At 43.9% G+C, this 25,699-nt stretch carries 21 protein-coding genes, 1 other RNA gene and 1 pseudogene; 2 read left to right on the forward strand and 21 right to left on the reverse strand.

The genetic code is table 11. The annotated features are described in order from the left end of the window. Positions 1–29: 29 nt before the first annotated feature. The 7 genes from H1A11_RS08890 to H1A11_RS08920 all read right to left on the reverse strand — a co-directional run bounded on the left by H1A11_RS08890 (position 30) and on the right by H1A11_RS08920 (position 5,238). The gene (locus tag H1A11_RS08890) at positions 30–587 is read right to left on the reverse strand and encodes a DUF4943 family protein (protein WP_117601267.1); all 558 of its coding nucleotides are present in this window, start codon (positions 585–587) and stop codon (positions 30–32) included. Positions 588–606: 19 nt separating this feature from the next. Next, on the reverse strand, positions 607–1,707 hold the full coding sequence (locus H1A11_RS08895; protein WP_131225301.1) for an outer membrane beta-barrel protein: 1,101 nt from the start codon (positions 1,705–1,707) through the stop codon (positions 607–609). Further along, the gene (locus tag H1A11_RS08900) at positions 1,694–2,302 is read right to left on the reverse strand and encodes an RNA polymerase sigma factor (protein ID WP_117601269.1); all 609 of its coding nucleotides are present in this window, start codon (positions 2,300–2,302) and stop codon (positions 1,694–1,696) included. Before H1A11_RS08900 ends, H1A11_RS08895 begins: the two co-directional genes overlap by 14 nt. A gap of 50 nt (positions 2,303–2,352) precedes the next feature. Further along, positions 2,353–3,057: a hypothetical protein gene (locus H1A11_RS08905; protein ID WP_181758036.1), complete on the reverse strand. Its 705-nt coding sequence runs from the start codon at positions 3,055–3,057 to the stop codon at positions 2,353–2,355. A 6-nt stretch (positions 3,058–3,063) separates the two neighbouring features. Further along, positions 3,064–3,774, reverse strand: a complete 711-nt coding sequence (locus tag H1A11_RS08910) for a hypothetical protein (RefSeq protein ID WP_117965814.1) — start codon at positions 3,772–3,774, stop codon at positions 3,064–3,066. A gap of 230 nt (positions 3,775–4,004) precedes the next feature. Then, positions 4,005–4,853 carry a carboxylating nicotinate-nucleotide diphosphorylase gene (gene nadC / locus H1A11_RS08915; RefSeq protein ID WP_117866338.1) on the reverse strand — a complete coding sequence of 283 codons (849 nt, stop codon included), beginning with the start codon at positions 4,851–4,853 and terminating at the stop codon, positions 4,005–4,007. Continuing rightward, complete coding sequence (locus H1A11_RS08920) at positions 4,846–5,238, reverse strand: DUF4783 domain-containing protein (RefSeq protein WP_119962138.1); 393 nt, start codon at positions 5,236–5,238, stop codon at positions 4,846–4,848. The genes nadC and H1A11_RS08920 overlap by 8 nt, the downstream gene beginning before the upstream one ends. A 94-nt stretch (positions 5,239–5,332) precedes the next feature. On the opposite strand from H1A11_RS08920, the gene rlmH reads away from it, so the two are divergent. Next, on the forward strand, positions 5,333–5,806 hold the full coding sequence (rlmH, locus tag H1A11_RS08925; protein ID WP_117601274.1) for a 23S rRNA (pseudouridine(1915)-N(3))-methyltransferase RlmH: 474 nt from the start codon (positions 5,333–5,335) through the stop codon (positions 5,804–5,806). 26 nt (positions 5,807–5,832) lie between these two features. On the opposite strand, the pseudogene H1A11_RS19730 reads toward rlmH, so the two are convergent. The 10 genes and pseudogenes from H1A11_RS19730 to H1A11_RS08970 all read right to left on the reverse strand — a co-directional run. Next, a pseudogene (locus H1A11_RS19730) lies at positions 5,833–6,015 on the reverse strand (hypothetical protein); the annotation flags it as partial. A 280-nt stretch (positions 6,016–6,295) separates the two neighbouring features. Then, positions 6,296–6,652: a MarR family transcriptional regulator gene (locus H1A11_RS08930; RefSeq protein ID WP_117601275.1), complete on the reverse strand. Its 357-nt coding sequence runs from the start codon at positions 6,650–6,652 to the stop codon at positions 6,296–6,298. An 11-nt stretch (positions 6,653–6,663) separates the two neighbouring features. Next, positions 6,664–9,144 (reverse strand): FAD-dependent oxidoreductase, encoded by a 2,481-nt coding sequence (locus tag H1A11_RS08935; protein WP_181758037.1) that lies wholly within the window; start codon positions 9,142–9,144, stop codon positions 6,664–6,666. A gap of 179 nt (positions 9,145–9,323) precedes the next feature. Further along, the gene (locus H1A11_RS08940; protein WP_117601277.1) at positions 9,324–10,538 is read right to left on the reverse strand and encodes a clostripain-related cysteine peptidase; all 1,215 of its coding nucleotides are present in this window, start codon (positions 10,536–10,538) and stop codon (positions 9,324–9,326) included. A gap of 10 nt (positions 10,539–10,548) precedes the next feature. Then, on the reverse strand, positions 10,549–10,947 hold the full coding sequence (locus H1A11_RS08945; protein ID WP_117601278.1) for a hypothetical protein: 399 nt from the start codon (positions 10,945–10,947) through the stop codon (positions 10,549–10,551). A gap of 120 nt (positions 10,948–11,067) precedes the next feature. Continuing rightward, positions 11,068–11,928, reverse strand: coding sequence for an RNA polymerase sigma factor RpoD/SigA (locus tag H1A11_RS08950; protein WP_002561589.1), 861 nt, complete (start codon positions 11,926–11,928; stop codon positions 11,068–11,070). A gap of 192 nt (positions 11,929–12,120) precedes the next feature. Then, a complete protein-coding gene (locus H1A11_RS08955; protein ID WP_035458138.1) occupies positions 12,121–13,650 on the reverse strand; it encodes a Do family serine endopeptidase in 1,530 nt (509 codons plus the stop codon). Positions 13,651–13,935: 285 nt separating this feature from the next. Further along, on the reverse strand, positions 13,936–15,270 hold the full coding sequence (locus H1A11_RS08960) for a transglutaminase family protein (protein ID WP_181758038.1): 1,335 nt from the start codon (positions 15,268–15,270) through the stop codon (positions 13,936–13,938). Then, the gene (locus H1A11_RS08965) at positions 15,267–16,439 is read right to left on the reverse strand and encodes a dipeptide epimerase (RefSeq protein WP_181758039.1); all 1,173 of its coding nucleotides are present in this window, start codon (positions 16,437–16,439) and stop codon (positions 15,267–15,269) included. Before H1A11_RS08965 ends, H1A11_RS08960 begins: the two co-directional genes overlap by 4 nt. Positions 16,440–16,567: 128 nt before the next feature. Continuing rightward, positions 16,568–17,773 carry an NlpC/P60 family protein gene (locus H1A11_RS08970; protein WP_138346031.1) on the reverse strand — a complete coding sequence of 402 codons (1,206 nt, stop codon included), beginning with the start codon at positions 17,771–17,773 and terminating at the stop codon, positions 16,568–16,570. Between the two features lie 202 nt (positions 17,774–17,975). Here H1A11_RS08970 and rnpB point away from each other — a divergent pair. After that, an RNA gene (gene rnpB, locus H1A11_RS08975) (RNase P RNA component class A) lies at positions 17,976–18,377 on the forward strand. A gap of 14 nt (positions 18,378–18,391) precedes the next feature. On the opposite strand, the gene H1A11_RS08980 is transcribed toward rnpB, so the two are convergent. From H1A11_RS08980 to mobV, 4 genes are all read right to left on the reverse strand, one after another. After that, a complete protein-coding gene (locus H1A11_RS08980) occupies positions 18,392–19,132 on the reverse strand; it encodes a hypothetical protein (protein ID WP_226791193.1) in 741 nt (246 codons plus the stop codon). 323 nt (positions 19,133–19,455) lie between these two features. Next, a complete protein-coding gene (locus H1A11_RS08985; RefSeq protein WP_169757463.1) occupies positions 19,456–21,984 on the reverse strand; it encodes a lipopolysaccharide assembly protein LapB in 2,529 nt (842 codons plus the stop codon). Between the two features lie 13 nt (positions 21,985–21,997). Then, the gene (locus tag H1A11_RS08990; protein WP_009018055.1) at positions 21,998–24,010 is read right to left on the reverse strand and encodes an ATP-dependent RecD-like DNA helicase; all 2,013 of its coding nucleotides are present in this window, start codon (positions 24,008–24,010) and stop codon (positions 21,998–22,000) included. Positions 24,011–24,337: 327 nt separating this feature from the next. Next, complete coding sequence (gene mobV / locus H1A11_RS08995) at positions 24,338–25,645, reverse strand: MobV family relaxase (RefSeq protein ID WP_181758040.1); 1,308 nt, start codon at positions 25,643–25,645, stop codon at positions 24,338–24,340. Between the last annotated feature and the right edge of the window lie 54 nt (positions 25,646–25,699).

Genomic DNA, 25,699 nt, shown 5'->3' on the forward strand with positions numbered 1-25,699 from the left:
ATCCTTAATCCCTAATCCCTAAAAACATTTCACCACCACATATATCCACTGCCACAAAGTGGTTCGTCATAGCAGGGATCAATCGTCCACATAGTCCGTGGATACTTACGGGTTTCCCACCAACGGCGGTAGCGCGAGGCGGCATCCAGCACCTCTTCGTCCGAAAGGAAGTAAATACCTTCATAATTCTCCGCATCCGTATGCACCATCTTGCATCCCATTGAAGCGTTGTTCCCGAGACGGATAGTCTCTACCGTCCACAAGATGCATTCGCCCAAACGCAACTTACCACCTGCCGAATAGGATACCGGAGCCAAGGGGAAAGAGGGAATAACCGTCAAGTCCTCGGCATACTTCAGCAATTCCTCTATATCTTCGGAAGTGAACTTGGGCATATTACTCAATCCATCCGGACTTTGGGTAGAATATTTACCAGCCTTCAACTGCTTGACAAACAAGTCTACATCCGGATGGTTGTAGTCCAACGTTTCTTTGCTGCAAGAGCCCAAAGAGAGAACAGAAAGAGTAAAGAATATGAGCAGCATAGTCTGCCCGAATATATGTAATTTATTGTATAGAGTCTTCATATTTGTATGGTATTTAAGATTAATAAGTCATGCGCACGCCGCACAACAGATTCAGATTGGTGGGCCGTTCCGTACGCAAGGTTCTTGTCTGCGAGTCCGTATCGAAATGATGGGATACAGACGGCTCTGCAAACAAGGCAAAACGGTCGTTCATTTTATAGCGTACCCCTACTCCGGCAGCAACCGACAACTGTACCGGCTCTGCGCCGAAACCATTGTCCGGAGCACCTGCAATGCATTTCTCGGCTGCTCCGCCTACCATAGCATAGAAATCCACTTTCGGCGTACTGGCCAGCATCATGTTCAGCCTTACCGGAACTTCCAGCGTATGCAACGTATGGTCACCATCCAAGCAATTATACTGAAGACCGGCTTCCAAGGAGAAATGCTTGTTCAAACGACGTTCCACGCTTACCCCGGCCGTGAACGGCATATGAAAATTCCCTTTCGGCAGGGAAATGCCGATGCCTGCTTTCAATGCCCAATTACGGGGCTTGGATGGCGATACAGCCACAGACTTTGCCGGTTCTTCCTCAGAAGATGGCAGCATTCTATCTATATCAGCATCCTTATGGCCAGGATTTGAATGGTAGTTTCCGTTTCCGGCCGGAGTTCCGTTACTGTAATAACCGTTTCCCGGCTGCTGCCGGTTTCCGTACACCCGTTGGGTAATCCGGATGGAAACATGGACAGACACGGATTCATCCTCATCGGCCTGCGCCGTCAATCCTGCCGGAATGCCGTTGGCGGGATGCTGTGTACCGGGCTTTTGTGCCATGGGGTTGGCCTGATGGATAGAGGGAAAACTTTCCTGCACCACATCCCCGTTCAAGTTACCTTCCGGCGTCATGGCCGCCACTTGTGTAAAGGCCTCCTTGATTTCCTCTTTCGGAGAGAAATACCAGAAAGCGGCAGAAGCAGCTCCCAGTACAAATACAACAGAGGCGGCTGCGGCTACGCGGTGAAACCTCGGAGAAAGAAAAAGCTGCCTCCTGCCTTTTGCGGCAACCGGTGACGGCAAGTCACGTTGCAACCCTTCCCAGAAGTCCTCCCGCACTGTCATCTCTGCGCCGGCAAGACGACTGCGGAATAAACCGGTTATTTCATCATTTTCTCTCATATTCAGTATATTCTTTAATTCTTTTTATTAACAAACACTTGGCACGATGCAACTGCGAGGTAGACGAATGCTCTTTGATGTGGAGGATTTCGGCTATTTCCTTGTGCGATTTCTCCTCAAAGACGTATAAGTTGAATACAGTACGGCATCCATCGGGAAGTTCCGCCACGAACGCCATCAGCATTTCTTCGGAAATGCGGCCTCCGGTTTCGGCAATGCCCGCTTCATCCGGAATGTCGGGCAATTGTTCCTCATTCACCACCAGTTGGCTGAAACGTTGCTGTTTCCGCAGGTAGTCTATCGCCTGCGTCACCATTACCCTTGTCACCCAGGTACCCAATGCACATTCGCCACGGAAGGTGAAGTGGGTGAAAATTTTGATGAAGCCATCGTGCAATACGTCATGGGCCGCATCGACATCGCCCGTATAGCGGTAACATACCGCCAGCATCTGCTTGGAGTAGAGGGTGTATAATTCCTTTCGGGCGGAATCCTTTCCTGCCCGGCAGCCCTCAATCAGTTCTATCTCATTTTCCAATGTCAGTGCTCGTTTTACGGACGCCTCTTCGCGTCGTTTGTTAGTTAGACGCAGCATTGCGGAAAATGCTGCTGAATTAATTCTAAAAAGAAGTTAAAGAACGGAGATTATTTATATTTGGCTCTCAAAGCCTGTATTTGCTTGTCCAGCATCTCATCCAATTCATCAAATTCATGCCAATACAGAAAACCGGGAACCATGTTGACGTAATTGATAAATTTCTTATACTGCACAAGAAACAAGGCCTGGTCCCGAAGACTGTCGTCACCATCAAAAACATGCGCCAACTCCCTGGACATGGCAGCACTCATAAGAGCATCTGTTTTCGTTGCATAGTAATCACTGACATCCTTTTGTTTCCTGCCCAACTCAAAATAAGTCTGCAATACATCCTGCAACATACGTTTGTCCGGTATATACTGCATCAATGAAGAACCTTTCAGCACGTCCAGCGCATCTGTCCTATAAGAGAATTCATCCATATTATTGAAAAGCTTGCCATACTTCCACAGAGTATCTGTCGGTATCTTGGATACATCCATATCATGTTCCCTCAACAACAGACTCATGTGTATGTCAATATCCAACAAGTGCTTTATATTACGGAGCTCCTGCCTATTATATTCCAACTCTTCCGTTACCAACTGCATCGTAGCACGCACTTCCTTTTGACGGGCATTCTCGGTAATCCGGTCACTTCCCCAGAAAGTGACAATGATACCCGCAGCCACAATACTGAACTGACGGAAATAATCACCTATGTGCCAACTTTTTACCGTATGGTTCAGCCTATTAAAGTTTATCTTTCCCATATCTTTTTATTCTAAATGATACTTCTTTTCAAGCGCTTGTATTGCCTCGTCTATACGTTTTCCCACACGTTCTACATAGTCCGGCGTGAAATAGTTCTGCGCTACCCTGACAAAGTTCCGTACCGACCTGTCCGACAAGTAAATATCCCACGCCTCATATCCTCCACGATTTATCTGGTCCGTCTGTTCGTCAGTCAATGCCAAATGGAAAGGAACCATAATTTCGTCCTTCATATCGTAATAGCCATTCATAGTTGCCTTAAATCCATCCAATACCTCATAGATTCCGGTCAACTGCAACAGTAGCTCTTTATCTGAAATCTTCTGCATCAACATGGAGTTTTTAAGTATATCCAATGCATTCTGACTATAATAAAAACTGCGGATATGCCCCATAAGAAAGCGGAACTGTATCAATGAATCTTCCGGTATCGTCCGATGCTTTAAGTCATGCTCCACCAATAAGCTGGAAAGACGTTCATCCTCTCTAAACTCTGAAACGATACTCTTATAATTTTCCCGGTTACTTTTCAGTTCATCCCTAATCAGCGACATGGTGGCTTGAATATCCTTTTTCTCGGAGTTTTGAGTAACCAACTCACTACCGACAAAAGTAATCAGTACGCCAATCACCACAATGGAAGTCTGCCGGATGTAGTCTCCCACTTGCCAATCTTTGACAGTTGTTTTTACTTTATTCCATGTTATGTTTTTCATATCTTCCTACACTATTATCCATTACTATGAAACACATCATCCGTTATAGCCAAACGCATCATCTATCCGTCCCAAACAGACCATCTGTTTCACCCCAATACACCTTCTGTTTTTCCAAGAGCCACTACTTTGCTAGTTACCAATAGAAAGCCTCTCATAAATCTGCCGTAATGCAGCATTCTTTATGAGAGGCTTTCCTTATTATTCTGCAATAATGCTTTCCGCCTTTATCAACATGCTTTAAAGCTCATGTCCAATCCTTTCACGGAGTGAGTCAAAGCTCCTACGGAAATAAAGTCTACACCGCATTCGGCATAGTCGCGGAGCGTATCAAACGTGATGCCACCGGAAGATTCCGTTTCATAGCGGCCACCTACCATCTCCACAGCTTTCTTTGTCATTGCCGGGGTGAAGTTGTCAAACATGATACGGTCTACGCCACCCAGGTCGAGTACTTGCTGCAATTCGTCGAAGTTGCGCACTTCTATTTCTATCTTGAGGTCCTTACCTTTTTCCTTGCAATATTCCTTCGCACGGTTGATGGCCTTGTCAATGCCTCCCGCAAAGTCCACATGGTTGTCTTTCAGCAAAATCATGTCGAACAAGCCGATACGGTGGTTTACACCGCCACCGATTTTCACCGCCATTTTCTCGAGGATACGCATGCCCGGAGTAGTCTTGCGGGTATCGAGTACACGGGTATTCGTACCTTTCAATTGCTCGGCATACTTATGTGTCATGGTGGCAATGCCACTCATGCGCTGCATGATGTTCAGCATCAGACGCTCCGTTTGCAACAAAGACTGTATCTTGCCTTCCACAATCATGGCCACATCACCCGGCTTTACGGCTGTACCGTCATTAATAAACACTTCCACCTTCATGGTAGGGTCGAAACGACGGAACACCTCCTTGGCTATCTCGATACCGGCCAGTATGCCCGGTTCTTTTATCAGCAGTTTGGACTTGCCCATTGCCGTAGCAGGAATGCATGAAAGGGTTGTATGGTCTCCATCGCCTATATCTTCGGCGAAAGCCAGGTCTATCAGCCTGTCAATCAATTCTTCTTCCTTATTCATCTGTTTTATCTATCCTTATTTGATGTATAACATATTTGTTCTGTACTTTTCTGAAGAAACAATTCACCCGAAAGTTTCCATTTGCGGTCGTCAAGGTACCAATGACGAAACCAGACTCATCACGTTTCCCCTGATGGTTCACATTAAAACTGCCAACCTTGTGGTTGGAGAAGAAAGCAGCCATTGTGCCCTCTGCCGTCCGCTTGTCGGCGTGGGTCGACTTATTCTGAATGATTAAATCGACCTTGTCACCCAGATACTTGTTGAGTTCCTGAGAGCTTCCTTCCTTGAAGGCCCCAATCACTCCCTCGGGAACGTTCTGGGCCAGCAGCACAGACGTCCAAATGAAGAGACCGGTCAACAAAAAGACTACCCGTTTTTTCATTTTCACAAGTATTTATGATAGGCAAAGGTAAGCATTTGTCTCAAAATACAATAAAAAAATGCTAAATTTGTGCGCTAATCAAAACAGAACCAGTATGAAAACTACTCTGCTCGTCGTAGGACGGACTGTAGAACAACACTTTATAACAGCCATCAACGACTATGTGCAACGCACCAAGCGCTATCTCTCATTCGAGATGGAAGTCATCCCCGAACTGAAAAACACCAAAAGCCTCTCTATGGAAGTTCAGAAGGAAAAAGAAGGGGAACTGATACTGAAAGCTCTCCAGCCGGGAGATGTGGTCGTACTGCTGGACGAAGGTGGAAAAGAGATGCGCTCCATAGAGTTTGCAGACTATATGAAGCGCAAGATGAATACCGTAAACAAACGGCTGGTATTTATTATCGGAGGCCCTTACGGATTCTCTCAAAAAGTATACGAAGCGGCACACGAGAAGATGTCCCTCTCACGCATGACCTTTTCCCATCAGATGGTACGCCTCATTTTTGTGGAACAACTCTACAGGGCAATGAACATACTAAATGGGGGGCCGTATCATCATGAATAATTAAAATGCTCGGGCAGCCAGCGTACAATAGAGCGCAACACTATGCGGTGTTCTACGCAAGGTTTGATGTACACTTGTAAAGGTGCTGCCCGTTCAGCTCAATAGCAATACTCACCACATTCTCACAGGTAAACAAGGAGTAAGGCAGAGTGTTCGTCCATCCTCCCACCATATCCATACGTACGGAGCTATGCCCCCCATACTATCTGGAATGGCTTTTCCAATCAAGTTTGTTATTTAAAACAGAGAAAAGAATTGATTAAGAGTTAAGAATTGTCGAAAAAATATTATTAAGGATTCTTAGTAAATTTCTCAGTAATAAAAGATGGAAATACACATGAACAGATACAAACAATTAATAGCGTGCAATACACGATACTAACAACATGTCGTGCAAGAAGTTAACAACGTGTCATACAAAAAATAAATATCGTGTTTGCAGGATATTAACCTCCTGCAAACACGATATTAATTTGCTTTTATACAAAGCTATACGAGGCTGACCACCTGCTGCAACAGCCCCGGCAATTCAAAAGTAGCATTCTTGATATCCGAAATCCGGTTCTTGCCTTCTGTCGTAAGAAAAAAACGCATCTGACGCTTATCTTCCTTACCTATCAGACGGGTAATGAGTTTCTTTTCCTCTACGGAACGAATGACCTTTGAAGTGTTGGAGGCAGACAAACCCAGTGCCTCAGCTATCTTACTGGAGGTAAGCTTAGGAGTATTGAGCAGCGTGCACAACAGCATTCCTTCATTCAGTGACAAATCGTACATCTGCGTAAACTGCACCTCGAATTCGGCAATAGCCCGATAAATATCACGAATTTTACATAAAGTCTCCATATCTTTTTCTCCTATATAAATAAGTTCACATTTGCTTTGTCCGCACGTTCCATATAGGTAGCCACGCCACCGATGGTTACTTCATCCAGAAGTTCTTCGTGCCGGATGCCCATCATATCCATAGACATCTGGCAAGCGATGAATTCCACTCCTTGCGCCAATGCTTGCGAGCGCAACGACTCCAGAGAATCCACACCCTTGCGCTTCATCAGGAAGCGCATCATGCGACTGCCCATGCCAAACATATTCATCTGCGACAACTTCAGTTTCAAAGAACTGGCCGGCAGCATCATGCCGAACATCTTGCCGAAGAAATCTTTCTGCACGCTGGGTTTCTGCACTTTCTTCAAGACGTTCAGTCCCCAGAAGGTGAAGAAAATGGTTACTTTCTGTCCCGTTGCCGCTGCTCCGTTTGCCAAAACGAAGGTTGCCAGCGCTTTGTCCAGGTCGTCACTGAACAGAATCAGCGTCTTTCCCCTCCCCCCGGCTACGGGAGTGTTGGAAGCGGATGTACAAGCCGGAGCGCCTTTTTCGATGACTACCGTATAGCGTCCTTTCTCGTCATGCTTCTCTATCAATTTATTTCCCGTTGTATCGCACCAGGCAGAGGCGTCGCGGGCAAAACCGGCATCGGTAGCCACAATCTCCACACGCTCGCCCACAGCAATGCTATCCATCGCCTTCTTCACCTGCATGATAGGTCCCGGACATTGCAAGCCGCAAGCGTTTATCTTCAACGGTTCCTTTTTGGAGACAGATGCCGCCGCAGGAACATCGTCGTTGTCAGCAGAGGCAGCCGAAGAAGCAGAAGAAGAGTCACCTCCTGCCGGAGCAGATGGAGACGGCAGAGGCGCTGTTGCCATGGAATAGGTCTTATAACCACCTATCAGATTGCGCACATTGCGATAACCGCGTCCCATCAGGATGCGCAGGGACAGATAACCACGCAAACCCACAGCACAGAAAAGCACTACCGGCTTGTCCGTAGGTATCTCTGCCAAATGCTCGCGCATTTCATCCAACGGAATATTAACAGCTCCCGGAATGGTGCCGAAAGAGAACTCCTCGGGCGTACGGGTATCTATCAGCATCACTTTATCCTTCTCTTCCACCAACTCGCGCCAAGAGATGACGGGCATAGCACCGCTAATAATATTCGATGCCACATATCCGCCAATGGCGATGGGGTCTTTGGCTGAGGAGAAAGGAGGTGCATACGTATGCTCCGTCTCCATCAAATCGTAGACTGTGCCACCCTGCTTGATGAGTCCGGCAATCTGGTCGATTCGCTTGTCCACCCCCTCGTAACCGATACATTGCGCGCCATAGAGTTTACCGGTTTTAGGATGGAAAGTCAGTTTCAAAGTCAAAGGCAGGGCATCCGGATAGTAACCGGCGTGAGATGCCGAGTGCGTCACCGAGCTTTGGTATTCCATGCCCCACTGCTTGAAGCGTTTGGCTGCAAGACCCGTAGAAGCTACCGTCATGTCGAATACTTTGGCAATGGAGGTGCCGATAGCTCCTTCGTAGGAGACGGTATTGCCAAACACCATATTATCGGCAACGATACGTCCCTGGCGGTTGGCAGGGTTTGCCAGGTAATTGAGCCACGGCTTTCCGGTCAGCGGATGAGGATATTCGATGGCATCGCCCACGGCATAGATGTCTTTTTCGGAAGTCTCCAAGTGTTCGTCTACCCAGATACCGCCCATCTCGCCCAACTTCAAGCCGGCTTGTTGCGCCAATACAGTGGCAGGACGCACACCGATGGAGAGCAACACCATATCGGCAGGAATGGTCTTTCCGCTTTTCAGGAATACAGTGATTCCGTTGTCCGTACGCTTGAAATGGGTCACGCCTTCTTCCAGATAGAGGGAGACGCCTTTCTGTAACAAATGCTGATGGATGGGTGCCGCCATGGAGAAATCGATAGGCGCCATTACCTGATTACCCATTTCGACTACGGACACATGGACACCTGCATGATGCAGGTTCTCTGCCATCTCCAATCCGATGAAACCGGCACCTACCACCACGGCGCGCTTCACCTGCTTGTCTGAGATATAAGCCTTGATATGGTCGGTATCTTCTACATTGCGCAACGTGAAGATGCCTTCGGAATTGATGCCTTCCAAGGGGGGCTTCACGGGGTTGGCACCGGGAGAAAGCAAAAGTTTGTCATAGCTTTCGTCGTACTCCTTGCCTTCCGCGTTGCGTATGGTAACAGTCTTGTTTTTGGGATGGATGGCGATTACTTCATTCTGCACACGCACATCAATGCGGAAGCGCTTGCTGAAAGATTCGGGTGTCTGTACCAGCAGCTTCTCACGCTCTGCTATCACTCCGCCTATATAATAAGGTAAACCACAATTAGCATACGAGATGTAAGGGCCTTTCTCCAACAAAAGGATGTCAGCCATTTCGTCCACTCTTCTCAGTCGGGCGGCTGCCGTGGCTCCACCCGCTACACCGCCAATGATTACATATTTCATAATTCTTTGTTTTTTTAAGTTTGACGATGCAAAGAAAAGAGTTATTTTCGATAAAACATAATTTCCAGAGGAAAATATCATTAAGAGACTTATTTTTAATGAGAACGGACATAAAAAAACGGATTATTACAAGTTGTTACACCTATAATAATCCGTTCTGTATACAAATTTTCTATAAGCTACCAACCAAGTCGGGCAAGACCGGCAGCACTATACCATGAAGTAGAACGATAAGCAGCATTAGCAGCTTGGGCAGCAGAAGAAGTGGCAGTGGAAGGTATATAATGGCTAACCCCATTTGCCCGTTTTATGGAGAACATACCAACAGACATCGAATAAATCATTGGCGTTTTTTTCCAACAGACAGAAGCTGCATCATATGCTTGCTTCCATTCATCCAAGGCAACTTCATCCACAACGAGTTTTTCCATCATTTCTACGAAATCATAATAGCCTACATAATAAGACGATCCTACTTTACGCTGATCATAATTAAAGACCGATGACCGAAGAACTTCTCTATCTGCTGTCACTCCCGACAAAACATTTGCTGTAGCAGCAGCTAAGTTCTCAAGCTCAGAAGATTTCAGCACATCTATAGCAGTGCCCATCGTCCAATTGCTATTACTCCCTATTTTTCCAGTATAAATTTCATCATAAGCAGCAAAAGTCCCAATAGCCATTTCTACCGCTGCACCTTTCTGAAATATAAATGGAAACATTCTATCATAGGCAGCACCAGGACCTGGATTCTCAGCAGGGAAACCAATATAGTAATCGCAATAATCACGCAACTCATACGCGACTTCCACCGACTGCATAAAGCAAGCATCAAACATAATAAAATCAAAATGAGGAGCCTTCTGTAATACTGACTTCAAGTCCTCAATATTCATATAATGTCCTCCTCCAGTCTTATCATTTCCTATCCAGCGAGTAGAAGGCAATGGAGTAGGTATCCATCCTTCCCCATGCGACCAATAAATCAAACCATAACTTTCCGCTTTATATAAAGAATTCCCAAACACATCATTGAATACCTCCTGCGTCTCAGCGACTCCACACGAATTTCTATCTTCATATTCTTTGACTATTGTTTCAACAACAGTACCACCTTTATTTTCAATTTCAATCAAACGAGGAGATCCCGTATCTATATACACCAATAAATGCATATCAGATGTATTATCAATTGAAGCCATCCCAGCTTTCAATTCCTCCAAATCCCCATCCGTAAAGCTAGCCAATGGATTTATACTATTATCCGCTGCCATATATACCAGCACAGTACGTTTCCCATCAACCGGAGGATCAGGTATCGGGTCGTCACCACGGCACGCCGACATGAACAAGGGGAAAACAAAGAAAAAAAGAAGATATAGTTGTGTTTTCATACTTGAAATCTTATTCCTGCGGTTTTGTAAACGTGAAAGCCTCAGGCTTCACCACCTGCAAAACCATATTCTTACTCTTTTTATACTTGCCTTTTACCTTTACAGCCTCTTTTTCCAACTTTTTCTTGTTTTCAGCGAAATAAATCATGCAAGTATAATCAGGTTTCTTCAGATTGTACTCCAGATAGTTCTTAAGCTGGTAAGTGTATAAATCACGCTTGGGCAAGAATCCATTCTTATCCAGCTCTACGCTGTCCAATACCTGGATGTCTGTATAATATACGATGGAGTCATTGAAAGAAGCCGCCACCCCAAAAGCATATACAGCCTTTTCCTTATCTTTCATTGTAAAAGCCGAACACAACGCAAAAACCAAAGCTACGGCACAAAGTATACGAACGTATTTCATTGAGTTATGAGTTATAAGTTATGAATTATCAATGGGGCAAAGATATAAAAAAAACCGCACGCCTACTAAAGACGTACGGTTTTTAATTCCTTCTATTTGTCGGAAACTGATATTTCTTATTTATCCCAAATAAGATTTGAGCAATTTACTACGATTACTTTGTCTTAATCTTCTGATTGCTTTTTCCTTAATCTGACGCACACGCTCACGGGTCAAGCCGAATTTGTCGCCGATTTCCTCTAATGTCATTTCCTGCTGTCCGATACCGAAAAACATCTGTATGATTTCTTTTTCCCTATCGGTTAACGTAGAAAGAGCTCTATCAATTTCCCTCGCAAGAGACTCGTTCACCAAAGAGCGGTCAGCCATAGGGGAGTCATCGTTGACCAACACATCGAGCAAGCTGTTGTCCTCTCCCTCTACGAAAGGTGCGTCTACCGAGATATGACGGCCTGACACCTTCAGCGTATCAGAGATTTTGTCAACAGGGATTTCCAGTTCATCGGCAAGCTCTTCGGGAGACGGACGACGTTCGTTTTCCTGCTCGAACTTGGAAAAGGCCTTGCTGATTTTATTCAGCGAACCCACCTGGTTCAACGGAAGACGTACAATACGCGACTGCTCTGCCAAAGCCTGCAGAATGGACTGACGTATCCACCATACTGCATAACTGATGAACTTGAAACCACGTGTTTCATCGAATTTTTCGGCAGCCTTGATCAGTCCTAAATTACCCTCGTTAATCAAGTCGGGCAAACTCAAACCTTGGTTTTGGTACTGCTTGGCCACAGATACAACGAAACGCAGATTGGCACGTGTCAATTTCTCCAGTGCAACACGGTCACCCTTGCGGATGCGCTGAGCGAGCTCCACTTCCTCTTCAACAGTAATGAGGTCTTCGCGACCGATTTCCTGCAAATACTTGTCAAGAGAAGCGCTCTCTCTGTTAGTGATACTTTTTGTAATTTTAAGTTGTCTCATTCTTACTAATACAGATTTGGGTTGCAAAGGTACGACAAATTATTTTGTTACAATAATCTCATCCTAACTTTTTCACCTTATTTATATCTTATCCTATATAACAAAAAGGATGCCGGTATGTATTGTACCGACACCCCCTTTTCGCTATTGTTAGCTAATATTACAATCTTCTTACCTAACTATCCTTATTTTTTATTCTTGAGTCAAATCAACGGCATACATTGCACGTTTTCCTGACGGGAACATACCGGTGATGAACAAACCTTGCTCAGGAGACTTTCTTGCCTCTTTCATCGCCTTTTCCAAATCGTCTACCGTCTTCATCGGCACTCCATTGGCTTTCAGAATGATGAAGCCCTTGCGGATACCTGCATCGGCCATCTTACCATTGGTAACCCCGGTAACTTCCAGACCGTACCCCAGGTTCAACTGCTTCTTCAGCTCGGAAGATACGGGCTTGAAGGCTGCACCCAAGATTTCCATTCCGGCATCCTTCACTACCTTCGTAGTGCCTTGCTCATTCTTCAGCGTGATTTCGAATTCCTTTTCCTTCTTGTCACGAACCACCGTTACCTTCACTTTGTCGCCCGGACGGTGTTTTGCCAGCATTTCCTGCAAATCCGAGAACTTGTGAATCTTCTTGCCGTTCAATGCTATGATTACATCGTTTTCCTTCAAGACGCCGGCAGCGGAACCACCTTCAACAACTTCGGCCACATAGATACCCTCTTTCACACCAAGTTCGTCGGCCTTCTTCTTCAGCTCTTCAGTCCAGCGTTCGTCCATCTGCAGGTCTGTGCTCAAATCACTACCCTTGATGCCAAGGAGCGCGCGCTGCACGGTACCAAACTGTTTCAAGTCGGCTACCACCTTTGTCATAATGCTGGTAGGGATGGCAAAACCATAACCGGAATAAGCACCCGTGGGTGAGTAAAGCATGGCATTGATACCAACCAGCTCGCCTTTGGCATTCACCAACGCACCACCACTGTTACCTTGGTTGATGGCAGCATCCGTCTGAATGAAAGACTGGATGTTTGCAGCTTGTCCGTTGGAGGCAGAAGAGCCAATGGAACGGGCTTTTGCACTGACGATACCGGCTGTTACGGTAGAGTTCAGGTTGAACGGATTACCTACTGCCAACACCCATTCCCCCACCTTCAACTGATCGGAGTCACCAACCGGAATTGTCGGGAAATCATCCCCTTCAATCTTAATCAGCGCCAAGTCCGTGCTAGGGTCAGTACCGATGATGCGTCCTTTCAGCTCACGGTCGTCATTCAGTTTCACGGTGATTTCATCAGCACCTTCCACCACGTGATTGTTCGTCACAATATATCCGTCTTTGGAGATGATGACACCCGAACCGAAACCTACACGCGGCTGGGTCTGTATCTGGCGCTGGCGTCCACGACCGTCTCCAAAGAAGAAGTCAAAAATATCCGGTTGTTCTTGCACCGTCTGAGTCTTACTCAACTGAGTGGCACGTATATGCACTACAGCATGGAGCGAACTCTCCGCTGCTTGTGTCAAATCCACAGGCTGGGCATCCGTTGCATGGAAAGCTGCCGGCAGCAGATTATTCGGGTTCTGTTGGAACAACTCGCTGAATGCGGCAGGCTTTTCCTTATTCAGCATCTTATAAGTGGTCAATCCAGCCACTCCAGAGCTCAAGAGCACGATAGCCGCAACTCCAAGGATGTTTTTTGTTGTCTGTTTCATACTATTCTTCCTATTCTTTAAATTGTTAATATTCAAGTTTCGTTTAACATTACGACGTTAAAATAACGACAAAAAACGTTCAGTTATTCCGCTTGTCACTCTTTTTTGTTCTCTTTTAACAGAGGATATTTAGGGCTTAACAGCGGTTAACGGCAAAGACTGACAAATTAGCATTTATGTACGATTGCTGACTGTTAAAGAACTGACAGATAGAGCATAAAAAGACGCATCACCCGTTGCGGCCGAAACGGATGATGCATCTGTTTTTAGAGGGCAGATAGTACCTTAATAATTCAAGTAATCAATGTCCATGTGGTAGTCCCACTGTGGGAAGTAGAGGTTACCTCCCTCCCACTCCACCTCGCCACGCTGAAAGTCGACAGTCTCGCTGCGGGGATACTGCTTTTCGGGCTGTAGCGGCATGCCGTAATCAGTGTTCACAATCATGCGCCAGGAGTCGATACCACCCAGGAAGAAATATTCTTCGTCGGCATTGCAGGCAAAGGCAGGAATGCCGAATGACTGGTCGACAGGCACCCAACCCACACCCTCAAAATAGACTTCTGCCCAATCGTGCAGATTCCATGCACGGGGATGCATCATGAAGCCGCTCTGGAAATGTGCGGGAATTCCACTGATGCGGCAAAGCGTAATGAACAGCAGGCTGACTTGGCCACAGTCTCCGTGACGGTTGTCCAACACATATTCCGGGATATTCTCAATGGTGGAATATTCGCGTGCAGAAGCCCACGGGAAGTTGTCATTCACCCAACGGAAGATACGTTTGGCTTTCAAGTAGGGGTTGGTTTCACCGGCTGTCAATTTGGCAGCAAGTTCGCGCAAGCGCGGGGAAAAGACGATATGCTTCTCACGCTCGGCAGTATATTCCTTATAAAGAGCGGTCGTCGTATCATAGGGCTGCACGTCTTCCGGCTTCAGATTATGCCATTCGCCGTTGGCGGTAAACTCAAAGGTTTCGGAGAATACGGTAGGTTCGCCTTCGACAGCACGTTTCTCCATGTACAATGTACTGTGACGGCACTCGGGCGACGAAAAGGTGTATTGCGGTTCACTGGCCGAAATGAACTTGACATCCTGCTGCCGGGCCTGGTCCTGACGGGGATAGGGCAACCAGCAACGGATGATTTTCCCGGCAGGTACGGCATTGGTATCCACGGTCAACGTGTAGGTGACGCGCATGCGCTTCGGCTCAACAATGGCCTTGCCCTCCTTCTTCACAGCAGAAATGATTTCGGGCAGGTTCTCCATATTCACTTTCTCGCTGCCACTCGGCGAAGTACCTTCCTTGGCTATCTTGATGTCATAGCAAGTGGAGTCCACACGAAACAGATTAGGTCCGGCATTGCGGAAATAGCGTTTCTCTCCATCCAGCATCATGCACTCCAAAGCTTTGGAGGCTTCCCACTGGCGCATCTGCTCATCGGTCACGTCGGGAATATACTTGCGGATATAGTCCTTCACCTGGGATTCCGTCATACAGAAATCCGTAAGCAGACGTTGGTGCAGGTCGTCCTCCCAATTATAGGGCTTGCTCTCGGGCTTCGTGCTGCATGCAGAAGCCGTCACAAACAGAGCGACGGTATACAATAGCTTTCTCATAACTTCACCACTCCAATACCCGGCAATTCGGGCAACGTTATCTTACCTTTCACAACCTCCATACCCTTGAAACGGTCATTCGCAATCAACAGACTACCGTCCAAGTCAGCAAAGTCCACTGCCGGAGAGAATTGGGAGGCAGCGGTAATGGCACAAGAGGTCTCGGTCATACAGCCTACCATCACTTTCATGTCCAATGCACGTGCCAAAGTCACCATCTTCCAGGCTTCGCGCATGCCGGTACACTTCATCAGCTTGATGTTGATGCCCGTAAAGGCGCCCTTCAAGCCTGCCACATCCTTCAGACGCTGGATGGACTCATCGGCAAATATGGGTAACGGGCTTTGCTGAGCGACCCATGCGATATCGTCCAATTGTTCCTTGGGCATCGGTTGCTCTATCATGACAATTCCTTTTTCGTGCAGCCAATGTATCATATCGAGCGCATGATGTTTGTCTTTCCAGCCCTGGTTGGCATCAATGGCAATCGGAAGGTCCGTCACCGAACGGATGGTCTCTATCATTTCTTTGTCGTTCTCCCGCCCCAGCTTTACTTTAAGGATATTGAACCGGTCGGCACACTCTTTCGTCTTTTCACGCACCACGTCGGCCGTATCAATACCGATGGTGAAAGTTGTAAAGGGAGTCTTCTCCTTGTCCAACCCCCATATCTTATACCAAGGGGCTTGCAACAGTTTGCCCACAAGGTCGTGCAAGGCGATGTCCACAGCAGTTTTAGCAGCGGAATCCCCTGCCGAGAGGCTGTCTATATAAGCTAGTATATCTTCCAGCTGAAAGGGGTCTGAGAATTGGCCGATGACATCCTGCACCTTCTTCAAAAAAGCTAATACACTGTCCATCGTACCTAGTTCGTGTTGCAGGTACGGGGGCATGGAGGCTTCACCATAACCGATAATGCCATCATATTCTATCTCGACCTGAACGTCGGGAGTGGTAGTACGCGAGTAGGTGGCCCCTGTAAAGACATGGCGCAATTTCAGTTCATAGGGGAAGAAACGCAGTTTCATTTTTGGGGTTACACCTGCCCTACTGTTCACGTTGAACAAGGAAGGAGCGTCATTTCCTCCGGCAAATACATGATTGATTGCCATGCCTGAGCCGAGTGCGGCAAAAGCGGCGGTTTTCAGGAAATCTCTTCTGTTTGACATAATTGTGTGTGTATTAAATGTGCCAATATGCTAATGTACTAATATGCCAATGGGCTGCACTATATATACTACGTCATGTTTGCACCGTCACGCCGAGGTCATTGGCATATTGGCACATTAGCACATTATTACATTGAATAAAATGGATTCGTTTCCGTTGTATTGAGCGACGCCTCCTTATTTATATAAGGTAACACGCGCGTAGCGAACAACAGTCTACCGAGATTGTATTCATCGAACAGCTCGTCGTCGGGGCTGAAGCTATTGACGCGCACATCGCCTTGCGAATGGATGAAACGCTTGTTGCCGATATACATGCCGACATGTACCACACGTTCCTTGCGTTCCGGCGTCGCCTTACGCCCGAAGAAAATCAAATCGCCCGGCTGGAGGTTACTGAAATCAGGAACGATATCGATATGCTTGCCCACGTATGCCTGCTGGGAAGCATCCCGCGGAATGATGATGTCGTGCATGAAAAGAACGGTGCGCATGAAGCCGCTACAATCCACCCCTTTGGAGGAAGTGCCAGCCCAAAGATAAGGGATGCCCATCATGCTATGCGCCGTAGCTATAATGCTGGCTGCGTCCTGCTTCAAGGCTGCCCGCCATTTTTTTTCAGGCATAGAGATGGATTTGGAGATATATCCCTGGCGGCCGTCGGGATAAGCCACCTTATAAAAGGCACCTTTTGTCCCCTCCCACTTCAGGCGGTTTCCGGCAGCAACATCAGAGACGGTCTGCGATACCTGGCTGGGCTGTGAGTAGACAAAGCCGTAATGCGAAGTCACCACTATTTTCTCCGCATTGTTCCAAGCGGTCAGCTCTTCCCGCGTGACGGGATGTATGCCTACCCGGTGTACCCATGCAATGTAGTTGTCCGGTGTCTGGATACGGTACCAGCCGTCGCGCTGCAACACCCGCACCGGCATCCCCATCAAGCCTTGCGTCATCATTTCTGAAGAGAAATCCGGGTCTACCCGAAGATTGCACACAGACACATTGACAATGCCATACGTCTTGCCTTCAAGTCCGGTCTCATCCGGAAGCACTTGCAGACAATCCATCACCGCATATCCTTTCTTTGCCAAACCATCCAGCAAAGCCGTCTTTGCTTCTGCCGAAGTGGTGACACCACGCAACATCACATTCTTTCCGGAGAAAGAGTAATCTACATCGAACAAAGCTACGCGCTTGTCCGGTGCAAACTTTTGTTTCAAACTGTCAGCGAGTTGCGCCACCTCTGCAGGGATGGTACGGTCACCCACTTCCGAAGCGACAGCAAAAAGCGGGATTAACAGAAATAAAGGAAAAAGAGAGGATAACTTTTTCATTGGTCAAAAGGATTTGGGGGTTATTACTAATAGCAAAGCTACGAATTTATTCCGAAATAGATACATGTTTTTAAGATAATTAAGGGTAAAGAATGAAGAATGAAGGATTCATCCGTACTGCATCCGCACACTGCACAACAAATTCTTCATCCTTCATTCTTCATTCTTCATTAATATTCCGTATCTTTGTACCCCTATAAAAGCAGTTGGTCGGTCTGTCGCTTGCGCCTTCGTGCGTATGAGGAAAGTCCGGGCAACACAGAGCGTCCCACTTCCTAACAGAAAGCTGTCCGTGAGGGTAGAGTAACGTAGAAGAAAATAACCGCCGTCGCCCTCGGGCTATGGTAAGGGTGAGAAGGTGGGGTAAGAGCCTACCAGTCTTGTGGCGACACAAGGGCTGTGCGTCTTGGGAGTTGTAAGGTCATGTAAACCGACGTTATGAGAGTTGCTCGCTCCATGTCGGAGGGTAGACCGCTAAAGCTTGTATGGTGACATGCGGCTCAGATAAATGACAGACACTTCTTTTAATGAAGAATGGATAATTCCTAATTAGACTTTTTCAGGAACAGAAGAACAGAACCCGGCTTACAGACCGACTGCTTTTTTATTTCTTTTCTCCTATCTGTGATAATCCCCTTTATCTTTAATCAGTATGACCTTCAGTTGGGGGTCTTTCAACATCTGCCGTCCCTTATGTGAAGCCAACAATGCAAGTTGGGTAGTCCGGTGTCTCCAAGTCAGCAAGTCAATGGGACGGTTCAGTTCCTCTTTTATGACAGAATACCACCAGCCCGGAAAAGACAATGCACGAACAGCACCTCCATCAACAATCTTCTGCAATTCAGCAATGCAAGCATCCAGTTCCCTATCGCTCAAATCATTAGGTTTATCAAAAGCTACATAATAAGATGTATAATATCCGTTTTCTGTAAAAAGCCTCAATGCTTCCCAATTGGAACTTTCAATAATCAACTCATCTTTCTCCATACGATAAGTTTCAACCAACTTATTCAATTCAGCGAGTATTTCCGTCTTGTTGCCTGCCTTCAAGTTCTTAATATCCAACCAAATTTTACCATCAGTCTCATTCATATAAGAGAAATAAGGCTCCAGAACCAGATTAAAACTTGTATCCACATCATGCGTCACATCAAACTTCCGGTTTTTCCGAAAAACGACATCAACTTCCACGTTAGGATACTCGTCACCTTGCTCATAAAGTTTTTCTATCGAATTACATCGATGCAGCCATATCTTTTCGGGATAATCATTCATAAGTAGGGCTCCTATAACTAAATTACTCCCCACCCATGCTAACAATACAGCCAACAAAACTACCAGAATTCTCTTTTTGCGCATATTTTCAGTCTTTTTATCTCTAATAAACTTTCTTTCCCGCAAAATACATAAAAAGAATATTCTTAAACAAAACCTCCACTCCATTTCTACCTTTTTATTCGTTTATTCCAGAAATTTTATGTAATTCTGGAAAACTTTCGTTAGTGCCTTATACAAAGGACTTTGGGAGAATTACCCGATTTTGAGGTAATGAATTAGCAACTGTGCCATATGCTATGTTCTGCCTTGAATTGCATTCAAGTAACTCTTTATTATTGCAAAGGTATAAAAATTATTTGGCAAGCAATAAAAATAGGATATATTTTGTCTCTTGTCAAATAATTCTATTGATGTATTTTTATAACTTTCCATTTACCCTGTCCAGCATATATAACATCGGCAGTAACATAGCAGTCTTTCGTGATATTATACTCACAAAGAATAGAATGATGAACGTAGTAATCACCAATAAATGCAAAATCAGGAGAATCATCCCAAGAACCATTTTTATATTTTAATTCTAAGTGACCTTGAATTGTCTTTATTGCACTTGTGTTTATTTCTGCAGTTTCTTCTACATTAAGTACAATAGGCCTTTTTTCACCTTTCCTGTCTTTTGTTACACAATAGAATATTTTCAAGCATTGTCCTACTTCGGGACGAAGATCCGTATCATTAAAGAATACGATACCTCCAATTTTTCCTTGACCGAAAGTGTAATGGAATAATTTTTTTTGTATGTTTATATCGTCAACGACCACAATACCAGAATTAAAATTCGGTAAAGCAGTTTCTTTATTTACTTTTTCTACATTAGCAATAACTACTTTGTTTTCATTCTTTTTTATAATAGTATATTCTCTGAAACTGACAAAATCCCCTTTTGAAATAGTGCCCCATTTTTCTTTAAAAGCTTGAAATATTTGCTGGGAATCTTGCGTTACAATATGTAAAATTTTCTTCTCTTCATTCAAATATTCTACATATCCAAACTTTTGGGGAAGTCCCATCCATAGCCTTGTTTCACTCTTATGCATGCAAAGAGGTATATATTTAGCTTCTGTCACTTTTGTTTTATTCCAAGAGAAGCAACTTGTCTGAATTTGCTTTTCCTCTTTATCTACATGACACTTTACTCTAAAAACAGAACCAAATATCGCATTCGTCAAAAAAGGAAACCGCTTTACATTCACTTGAAATATAACGTCTACCCCATTTGTGAGAGTGCAATAAGTTTTTCCGTCTTTTTCCCATCTATCCACCAGCGTAACCTCTTTTGCTTCAATTTCTGAAAAAGCGTACTCTTCAGCAATGGTGGCATATCTATTATACAATAGCTTATTATTATTGGGCGGAATAACTGATATGTCGACTCGTTCAATATATTCTTGGTATTTCCGGGAAGTGTTTTCATGAAATTTCTTATATATATTCAATTCGCATAAGGCTTCAGATGTTAGCTCTTCCTTTATAAGCAGGTCGGCTAAAGTCAAATGAATAGAGCCGAGAAAATCTTCATTTCGTTCAACAAGTAAAGCCTTAGAAAGCAATGCTATTTTTAATTCATTACTATCTTGTATACAATCTGCCAATTCACTCCATACATAGTATTTTTCACTCATTTCAAGTAATAAAGATTTGTACACATTGATAGCAAGGTCATATTGCTGTTGCCATGTATATATTATTGCTCGTTGTCTTAATATCCATTCATCTTTTTTAGCACGTTCAATAAGAACATTATACAATGAATCTAACCAAGATACTAGTTCTGCATCTCTTGGGTGTGATTCTTTGAGATATTCATAACACTTCTTTGCTGCTTTAACAGCCAAAGGTTTATAAGTGTTACCATTATTATCTGTTTCTTCTTTCCAATCAGCATCCATGAGGTTTTCATATCTCCAATCTCTAAAAAAGTAAATAAATCTCCATGTTTCTTGACCATTCATGTGACGCTCTGCAATTTTCAACACTTCAGAATGCCAATGAGAAGCACCATAAACGGCGTTTCTTTTATTATAGACAGTAAAAGCTTCAAACATCTCACGCATTTTACCTTCTTTATGAAGATTCATAATTTCCCAAAACTGCGGTTCACGTAACAGGTCAAGTGTTTCTGTTTTTGGGAGATTTATCTTTTCACACAGCATCTCGACATCAATATCCTCGCCGCTATTTACAATTTGACGACATATACGAGAAATAAGCGAGGGAATTTCACTACCATTGTAATAGCCCTTGTTCAAATCTTCATAACGTAAATTTTCTGGTTCCCAGAGCATAAAGAAACGGTAAAAACTAAAATCAGAATGTTCTTTTGAGAAACTCAAAGCAAAGTTCAATATTTGAGAATGAAGCATTGAAGGACGTTCATTCCTAAGATACATATAGTCTTTTAGCAACGTTCTTATTTCCAACGATGTCAAATTTGAAATTTTAGCCTTGATATAACGATAAATTATCCAGCCTAACTCTTCATGCAAAGCTGAATCTACATCATTTGCAGAGTCAATATAATTCTTTACCTGAACATAAGCATTTGAAGGATCATTTTTTGATAGCTCGGATGCTTTTGAAATAGCATCAGCGTTAGGTTGCAATCGTTTATACAAATTAGTATAAGCTCTTTCTCCTGCGCCACTATCATCCACCATTGTAGGAAGTAATGAAGACATCTCTTTCAAGCAAATTTTAGCTTTATCTATGGCGTTTCTATTGCATAGTTGCTGACATATATCACGCAGAACCCAAAAGAGAGACATTTGTGCCCATGGGTTATTCCTATCTTCTTTCAGATCATCTATGGCCATCTTATATGCTTCTTTTAGATTACCACTTTTACGCAATAATGTTACTTCTTTTACAGACATTAGTATTCTTCTATTATGTTAATTTTTCTATGAGTTGTGACAGTTTAATATCAGCTTCTCCGATATCAGAAAGTGGAGCAGCATAGTTAATAAACCCTTTCCCATTAAAGAAAAAAGTTATAGCAGCATAATTACCAGAAGCTTTCATATAATATACGAGTTGGTAATGTTCTTCCACCACATTTGTTAATATGATACCACATTCATCACACAAAGAAATCATGCGACTATGTAGCATCTTTAATGACTCCAAAGATGGATGATAGTCTATTTTATATTTGATATTTTCATCATTCTGGAAGAAAAACAACAACTCAGTGTCATTGGCATCTGTTTCATATTTTGTAAACAGACCTGCTCCATTATATATTGCATCAATTCTTACTATACCGGTTGGTGTATTTACTTCATAAATATCTCTCCAAGGTTTACAGATAACGTTCTTTACTGAATATAGAGTTCCATTCATATTCTTTACAACAGACCAATATTTACATTTTACTGAAGGTAATATTGATGAAGGATGAAAAGGTGTATCCTCTATATTATCAAAAGATAAAGCATTAACAGCTGTTTTTGCAGTTTTATTGATAGGGGTTATTTTAAGAGATGTAATAGGTGTTACATCAGGAAGATTAATACACCATAACATCTTAGAAGCTCGAGTTATCGCTGTATATTTCCAACGAAGGCTATCCACATCAAGCCCTGTGCGTCTTGAAAAATCTACATAAACTGTATTCCATTCACCACCCTGTGATTTATGGCATGTAAAAGCATAACCGTACTTTACATGAAGAGCATTGTAGAAAGGGTCTCCCCACATTGCCTTAGTAAATTCTTCAGATTTAGGATTAGTCAATCCTTTCTCCGTACGCATACGCATTACCATATTGATATAAAGAGCCTTCATTTCGTCAATTGTCAGTGAAGGTCGCTTGTTTTGGAGTAATGTATCAATAATATAGCGTTTATAAATATTACCATCTTCTACTTGAAAACTTATTTCTCTGAAATCAAGCGTAATGATTTCTTTTACTTTTCTCCCATTTTTTTCAGTCCAAATAGGTGCAGACTGAGAGATAATATCATTTGATGTTTCTACTACAGTTATGATATCACCATTCAATAATTCACATTTATCATAATAGTAGCTATTACATACTACCATCAATTTATCTCCTACCGCCACATGATTCGTTTCAGGAAATATTATATTACGAATAGCCGTATTATAATCAGCTGCTTGTTGATTTGAGAAACAAACTATAGCAGACGATTGTTCTGGATCTTCACAATATTTCTTAGCAACTTCCATTGCTCCAATATCCATTACTTCATGTTCCTTTTTCTTGAACACAAGGCGATTTCGTTCTTTTTTCCGAATCAACTCACGAAGTATTGTAGCATTAGCCAAAATACAACTATTCTTATCTTGACGAACAATGTCTGTGAGCTCATAAGAATATACATTCATTTCTAGTATATCAAAATAAGTTTCATCTAATGCAACAGAACAATCATCACCTACGGGAGGCAACTGCATAGGGTCACCAACAAAAATTACCTTTCCACCGAAGTTTAATCTTGCATAACTAAGTAAATCTTTTATTAATACTCCTGTACCAAATTGGAAAAGTTCATTCTTTGATTCACGAGAACTAATCATGGAGGCTTCGTCAATAATATAAATACACCTCTCGTGGTTATCTTTAAGTGGAAATATATATTTAAGTGTTCCTTCAGATTCTTCCACTATTAGATGAGAAAAATTATAGATTCCCCTATGAATAGTAGAAGCACCATAATTTGGTAATTTAGAACGTAATATTTTTGCAGCACGTCCGGTCGGAGCCATTAACTGAATATGTAAAGATTGAGTAGATAAATAATCTGCAATACTACGAATCAATGTCGTTTTACCTGTACCTGCATATCCTTTCAAAATAAATACTTGGCTATCTTTATCTGCAATGAACTTTTCAATCATTATCATTGCTTGCTTCTGTTGTGCAGTTAATATCATTTATATTCCATTTTATGTTATTCATATTTGTCACCATAAGGCTAAACTAAAAAGCGTGGAACTGTATGCCACACTCTTTACTTGAAGGTCGTAGGAAACCATAGATGCAGATGTAACAATAGCAGCCCACGCTATATGCGTGAGAACCACTATGCTATCCTTGCATCTAATTGAAAATTTCCTACGTTTTCAAGTACAAGATGAGCATAACGCTTCTTCTATTTTCATATGTCTTTGGACAGAGTTGTCTCAATCCATTTGCAAAAGTATAAAAAAGCCGTGATAATCCGCTCAATACAGGCAGATTATTACGGCCGTTCCTTTGATTTATAGTTTTATACCTCTATCTTGTTTCTGCTTAGGTATTCCCATGGCTTCCCTAAACTCATTCATCTTCTTTCTGAACCAGTTCACATGTGAAACCCCGTCTATCTTGAAATCGAATTTACCGCTTTCATCCTGTTTGATGGAGCAGACAGAATGTCGGGTATCAAAACTTCGGTTAAACTCGGAAGAATAGAGTTTACCTTTTATTCCGACCTCCTTGAACTCGCACAGTCTTCTGATTATTCCGTCATTGAAACCCAAACGTTCACGTAGGAAGTTTACCACAGGTATAAGCTTCTCCACATACGGAAAGTAGCGTCTGACAAAATCTGTAAACTCCGACAGCTTACGGTGCTGTTGCTCGTAAGCGTTTCTTATCTCCTGTATCTGTTCGGCTTGTTGCCGTTCCCGTTGTCGGGCTTCGTCTTCAAGTTCAAGGATGCGGTCTTGCAAGTCCTCGTTCCTACGTTCCAATGATTTCATTTTTCCACTTCCGAAAAGAGAACCCACACTGCTTGCAAGGGCGGTTGCCGTATCGGTGGCTGCGCTTTTGAGCTTGTCGGTGCGGATTTCCGCTTTTACCTGTCTCAACTCCTCCTGCGCTTTGGTCTTCTTCTCCTGCAATAGTCTGGTTTCGGTTTCAAGGGTTTCATTCTTCTTTTTCAAGTCCCGATAATACTGCATGGTGGTAGTGTGCCGTGCTTCCGAGCCCCGTACCCCACGTTGCAATCCGTATTTCGTCATCACCCTTGCGTAATTGTCGTGGTAGGCAATCAAGGTCTGGCGGTTGAACAGGTCATCGGCACACAAACGGACGGAATTTGTTTTCTTGCGGTACTTGCGCTTGCCGTCCGTCTGTTCTTTCTTGGCTTTGCGCCTTTCACCTATTACGATGGGAACAACGGCTGCGTGGATGTGTGGAGTCTTCTCGTCCATGTGCAGATGGGCAGCAACCACATTGTCTTTGCCGAATGTGGCTTGAAGCCATTGGATGCTGTCGTTGCACCATTCATCAAGCTTTCCTTTTTCCTGTATGTTCATCATGTCCTCATGCGTACCCGATAAAACCACCCGGACAACACGGACTTGGTCGTGTGTGATTTTCCGTCTGATGCCTGCCGTGTTCAGCCTGTGGGCAATCGCTTCATCCCTGCCGTGAACGCCATCGGGGTATTCGACAAGCACCCTGTTCAGATGTGTTCTTGTCGGGTCTGCGTTTTTAGGTATTATCTTTCTCTCTATATGGTCGGACTGCGTGGTGTCCGATGTCCCCTTTGCTTTCTTTATGTCCAATGAAAAATATCCCATATTATTTCTATTTTTGCGGTTATCGTTATGTTTCTTCTCTCTGCCTGTGGCATC

It is taken from the genome of Bacteroides sp. CACC 737, from assembly GCF_013874375.1.
Lineage (GTDB): Bacteria > Bacteroidota > Bacteroidia > Bacteroidales > Bacteroidaceae > Bacteroides > Bacteroides uniformis.

Excerpts from the sequence above, each read along its gene's own strand:
- H1A11_RS08890 (WP_117601267.1), bottom strand. The coding sequence starts at position 587 with ATGAAGACTCTATACAATAAATTACATATATTCGGGCAGACTATGCTG.
- H1A11_RS08895 (WP_131225301.1), bottom strand. The coding sequence starts at position 1,707 with ATGAGAGAAAATGATGAAATAACCGGTTTATTCCGCAGTCGTCTTGCC.
- H1A11_RS08900 (WP_117601269.1), bottom strand. The coding sequence starts at position 2,302 with ATGCTGCGTCTAACTAACAAACGACGCGAAGAGGCGTCCGTAAAACGA.
- H1A11_RS08905 (WP_181758036.1), bottom strand. The coding sequence starts at position 3,057 with ATGGGAAAGATAAACTTTAATAGGCTGAACCATACGGTAAAAAGTTGG.
- H1A11_RS08910 (WP_117965814.1), bottom strand. The coding sequence starts at position 3,774 with ATGAAAAACATAACATGGAATAAAGTAAAAACAACTGTCAAAGATTGG.
- nadC (WP_117866338.1), bottom strand. The coding sequence starts at position 4,853 with ATGAATAAGGAAGAAGAATTGATTGACAGGCTGATAGACCTGGCTTTC.
- H1A11_RS08920 (WP_119962138.1), bottom strand. The coding sequence starts at position 5,238 with ATGAAAAAACGGGTAGTCTTTTTGTTGACCGGTCTCTTCATTTGGACG.
- rlmH (WP_117601274.1), top strand. The coding sequence starts at position 5,333 with ATGAAAACTACTCTGCTCGTCGTAGGACGGACTGTAGAACAACACTTT.
- H1A11_RS08930 (WP_117601275.1), bottom strand. The coding sequence starts at position 6,652 with ATGGAGACTTTATGTAAAATTCGTGATATTTATCGGGCTATTGCCGAA.
- H1A11_RS08935 (WP_181758037.1), bottom strand. The coding sequence starts at position 9,144 with ATGAAATATGTAATCATTGGCGGTGTAGCGGGTGGAGCCACGGCAGCC.
- H1A11_RS08940 (WP_117601277.1), bottom strand. The coding sequence starts at position 10,538 with ATGAAAACACAACTATATCTTCTTTTTTTCTTTGTTTTCCCCTTGTTC.
- H1A11_RS08945 (WP_117601278.1), bottom strand. The coding sequence starts at position 10,947 with ATGAAATACGTTCGTATACTTTGTGCCGTAGCTTTGGTTTTTGCGTTG.
- H1A11_RS08950 (WP_002561589.1), bottom strand. The coding sequence starts at position 11,928 with ATGAGACAACTTAAAATTACAAAAAGTATCACTAACAGAGAGAGCGCT.
- H1A11_RS08955 (WP_035458138.1), bottom strand. The coding sequence starts at position 13,650 with ATGAAACAGACAACAAAAAACATCCTTGGAGTTGCGGCTATCGTGCTC.
- H1A11_RS08960 (WP_181758038.1), bottom strand. The coding sequence starts at position 15,270 with ATGAGAAAGCTATTGTATACCGTCGCTCTGTTTGTGACGGCTTCTGCA.
- H1A11_RS08965 (WP_181758039.1), bottom strand. The coding sequence starts at position 16,439 with ATGTCAAACAGAAGAGATTTCCTGAAAACCGCCGCTTTTGCCGCACTC.
- H1A11_RS08970 (WP_138346031.1), bottom strand. The coding sequence starts at position 17,773 with ATGAAAAAGTTATCCTCTCTTTTTCCTTTATTTCTGTTAATCCCGCTT.
- H1A11_RS08980 (WP_226791193.1), bottom strand. The coding sequence starts at position 19,132 with ATGCGCAAAAAGAGAATTCTGGTAGTTTTGTTGGCTGTATTGTTAGCA.
- H1A11_RS08985 (WP_169757463.1), bottom strand. The coding sequence starts at position 21,984 with ATGTCTGTAAAAGAAGTAACATTATTGCGTAAAAGTGGTAATCTAAAA.
- H1A11_RS08990 (WP_009018055.1), bottom strand. The coding sequence starts at position 24,010 with ATGATATTAACTGCACAACAGAAGCAAGCAATGATAATGATTGAAAAG.
- mobV (WP_181758040.1), bottom strand. The coding sequence starts at position 25,645 with ATGGGATATTTTTCATTGGACATAAAGAAAGCAAAGGGGACATCGGAC.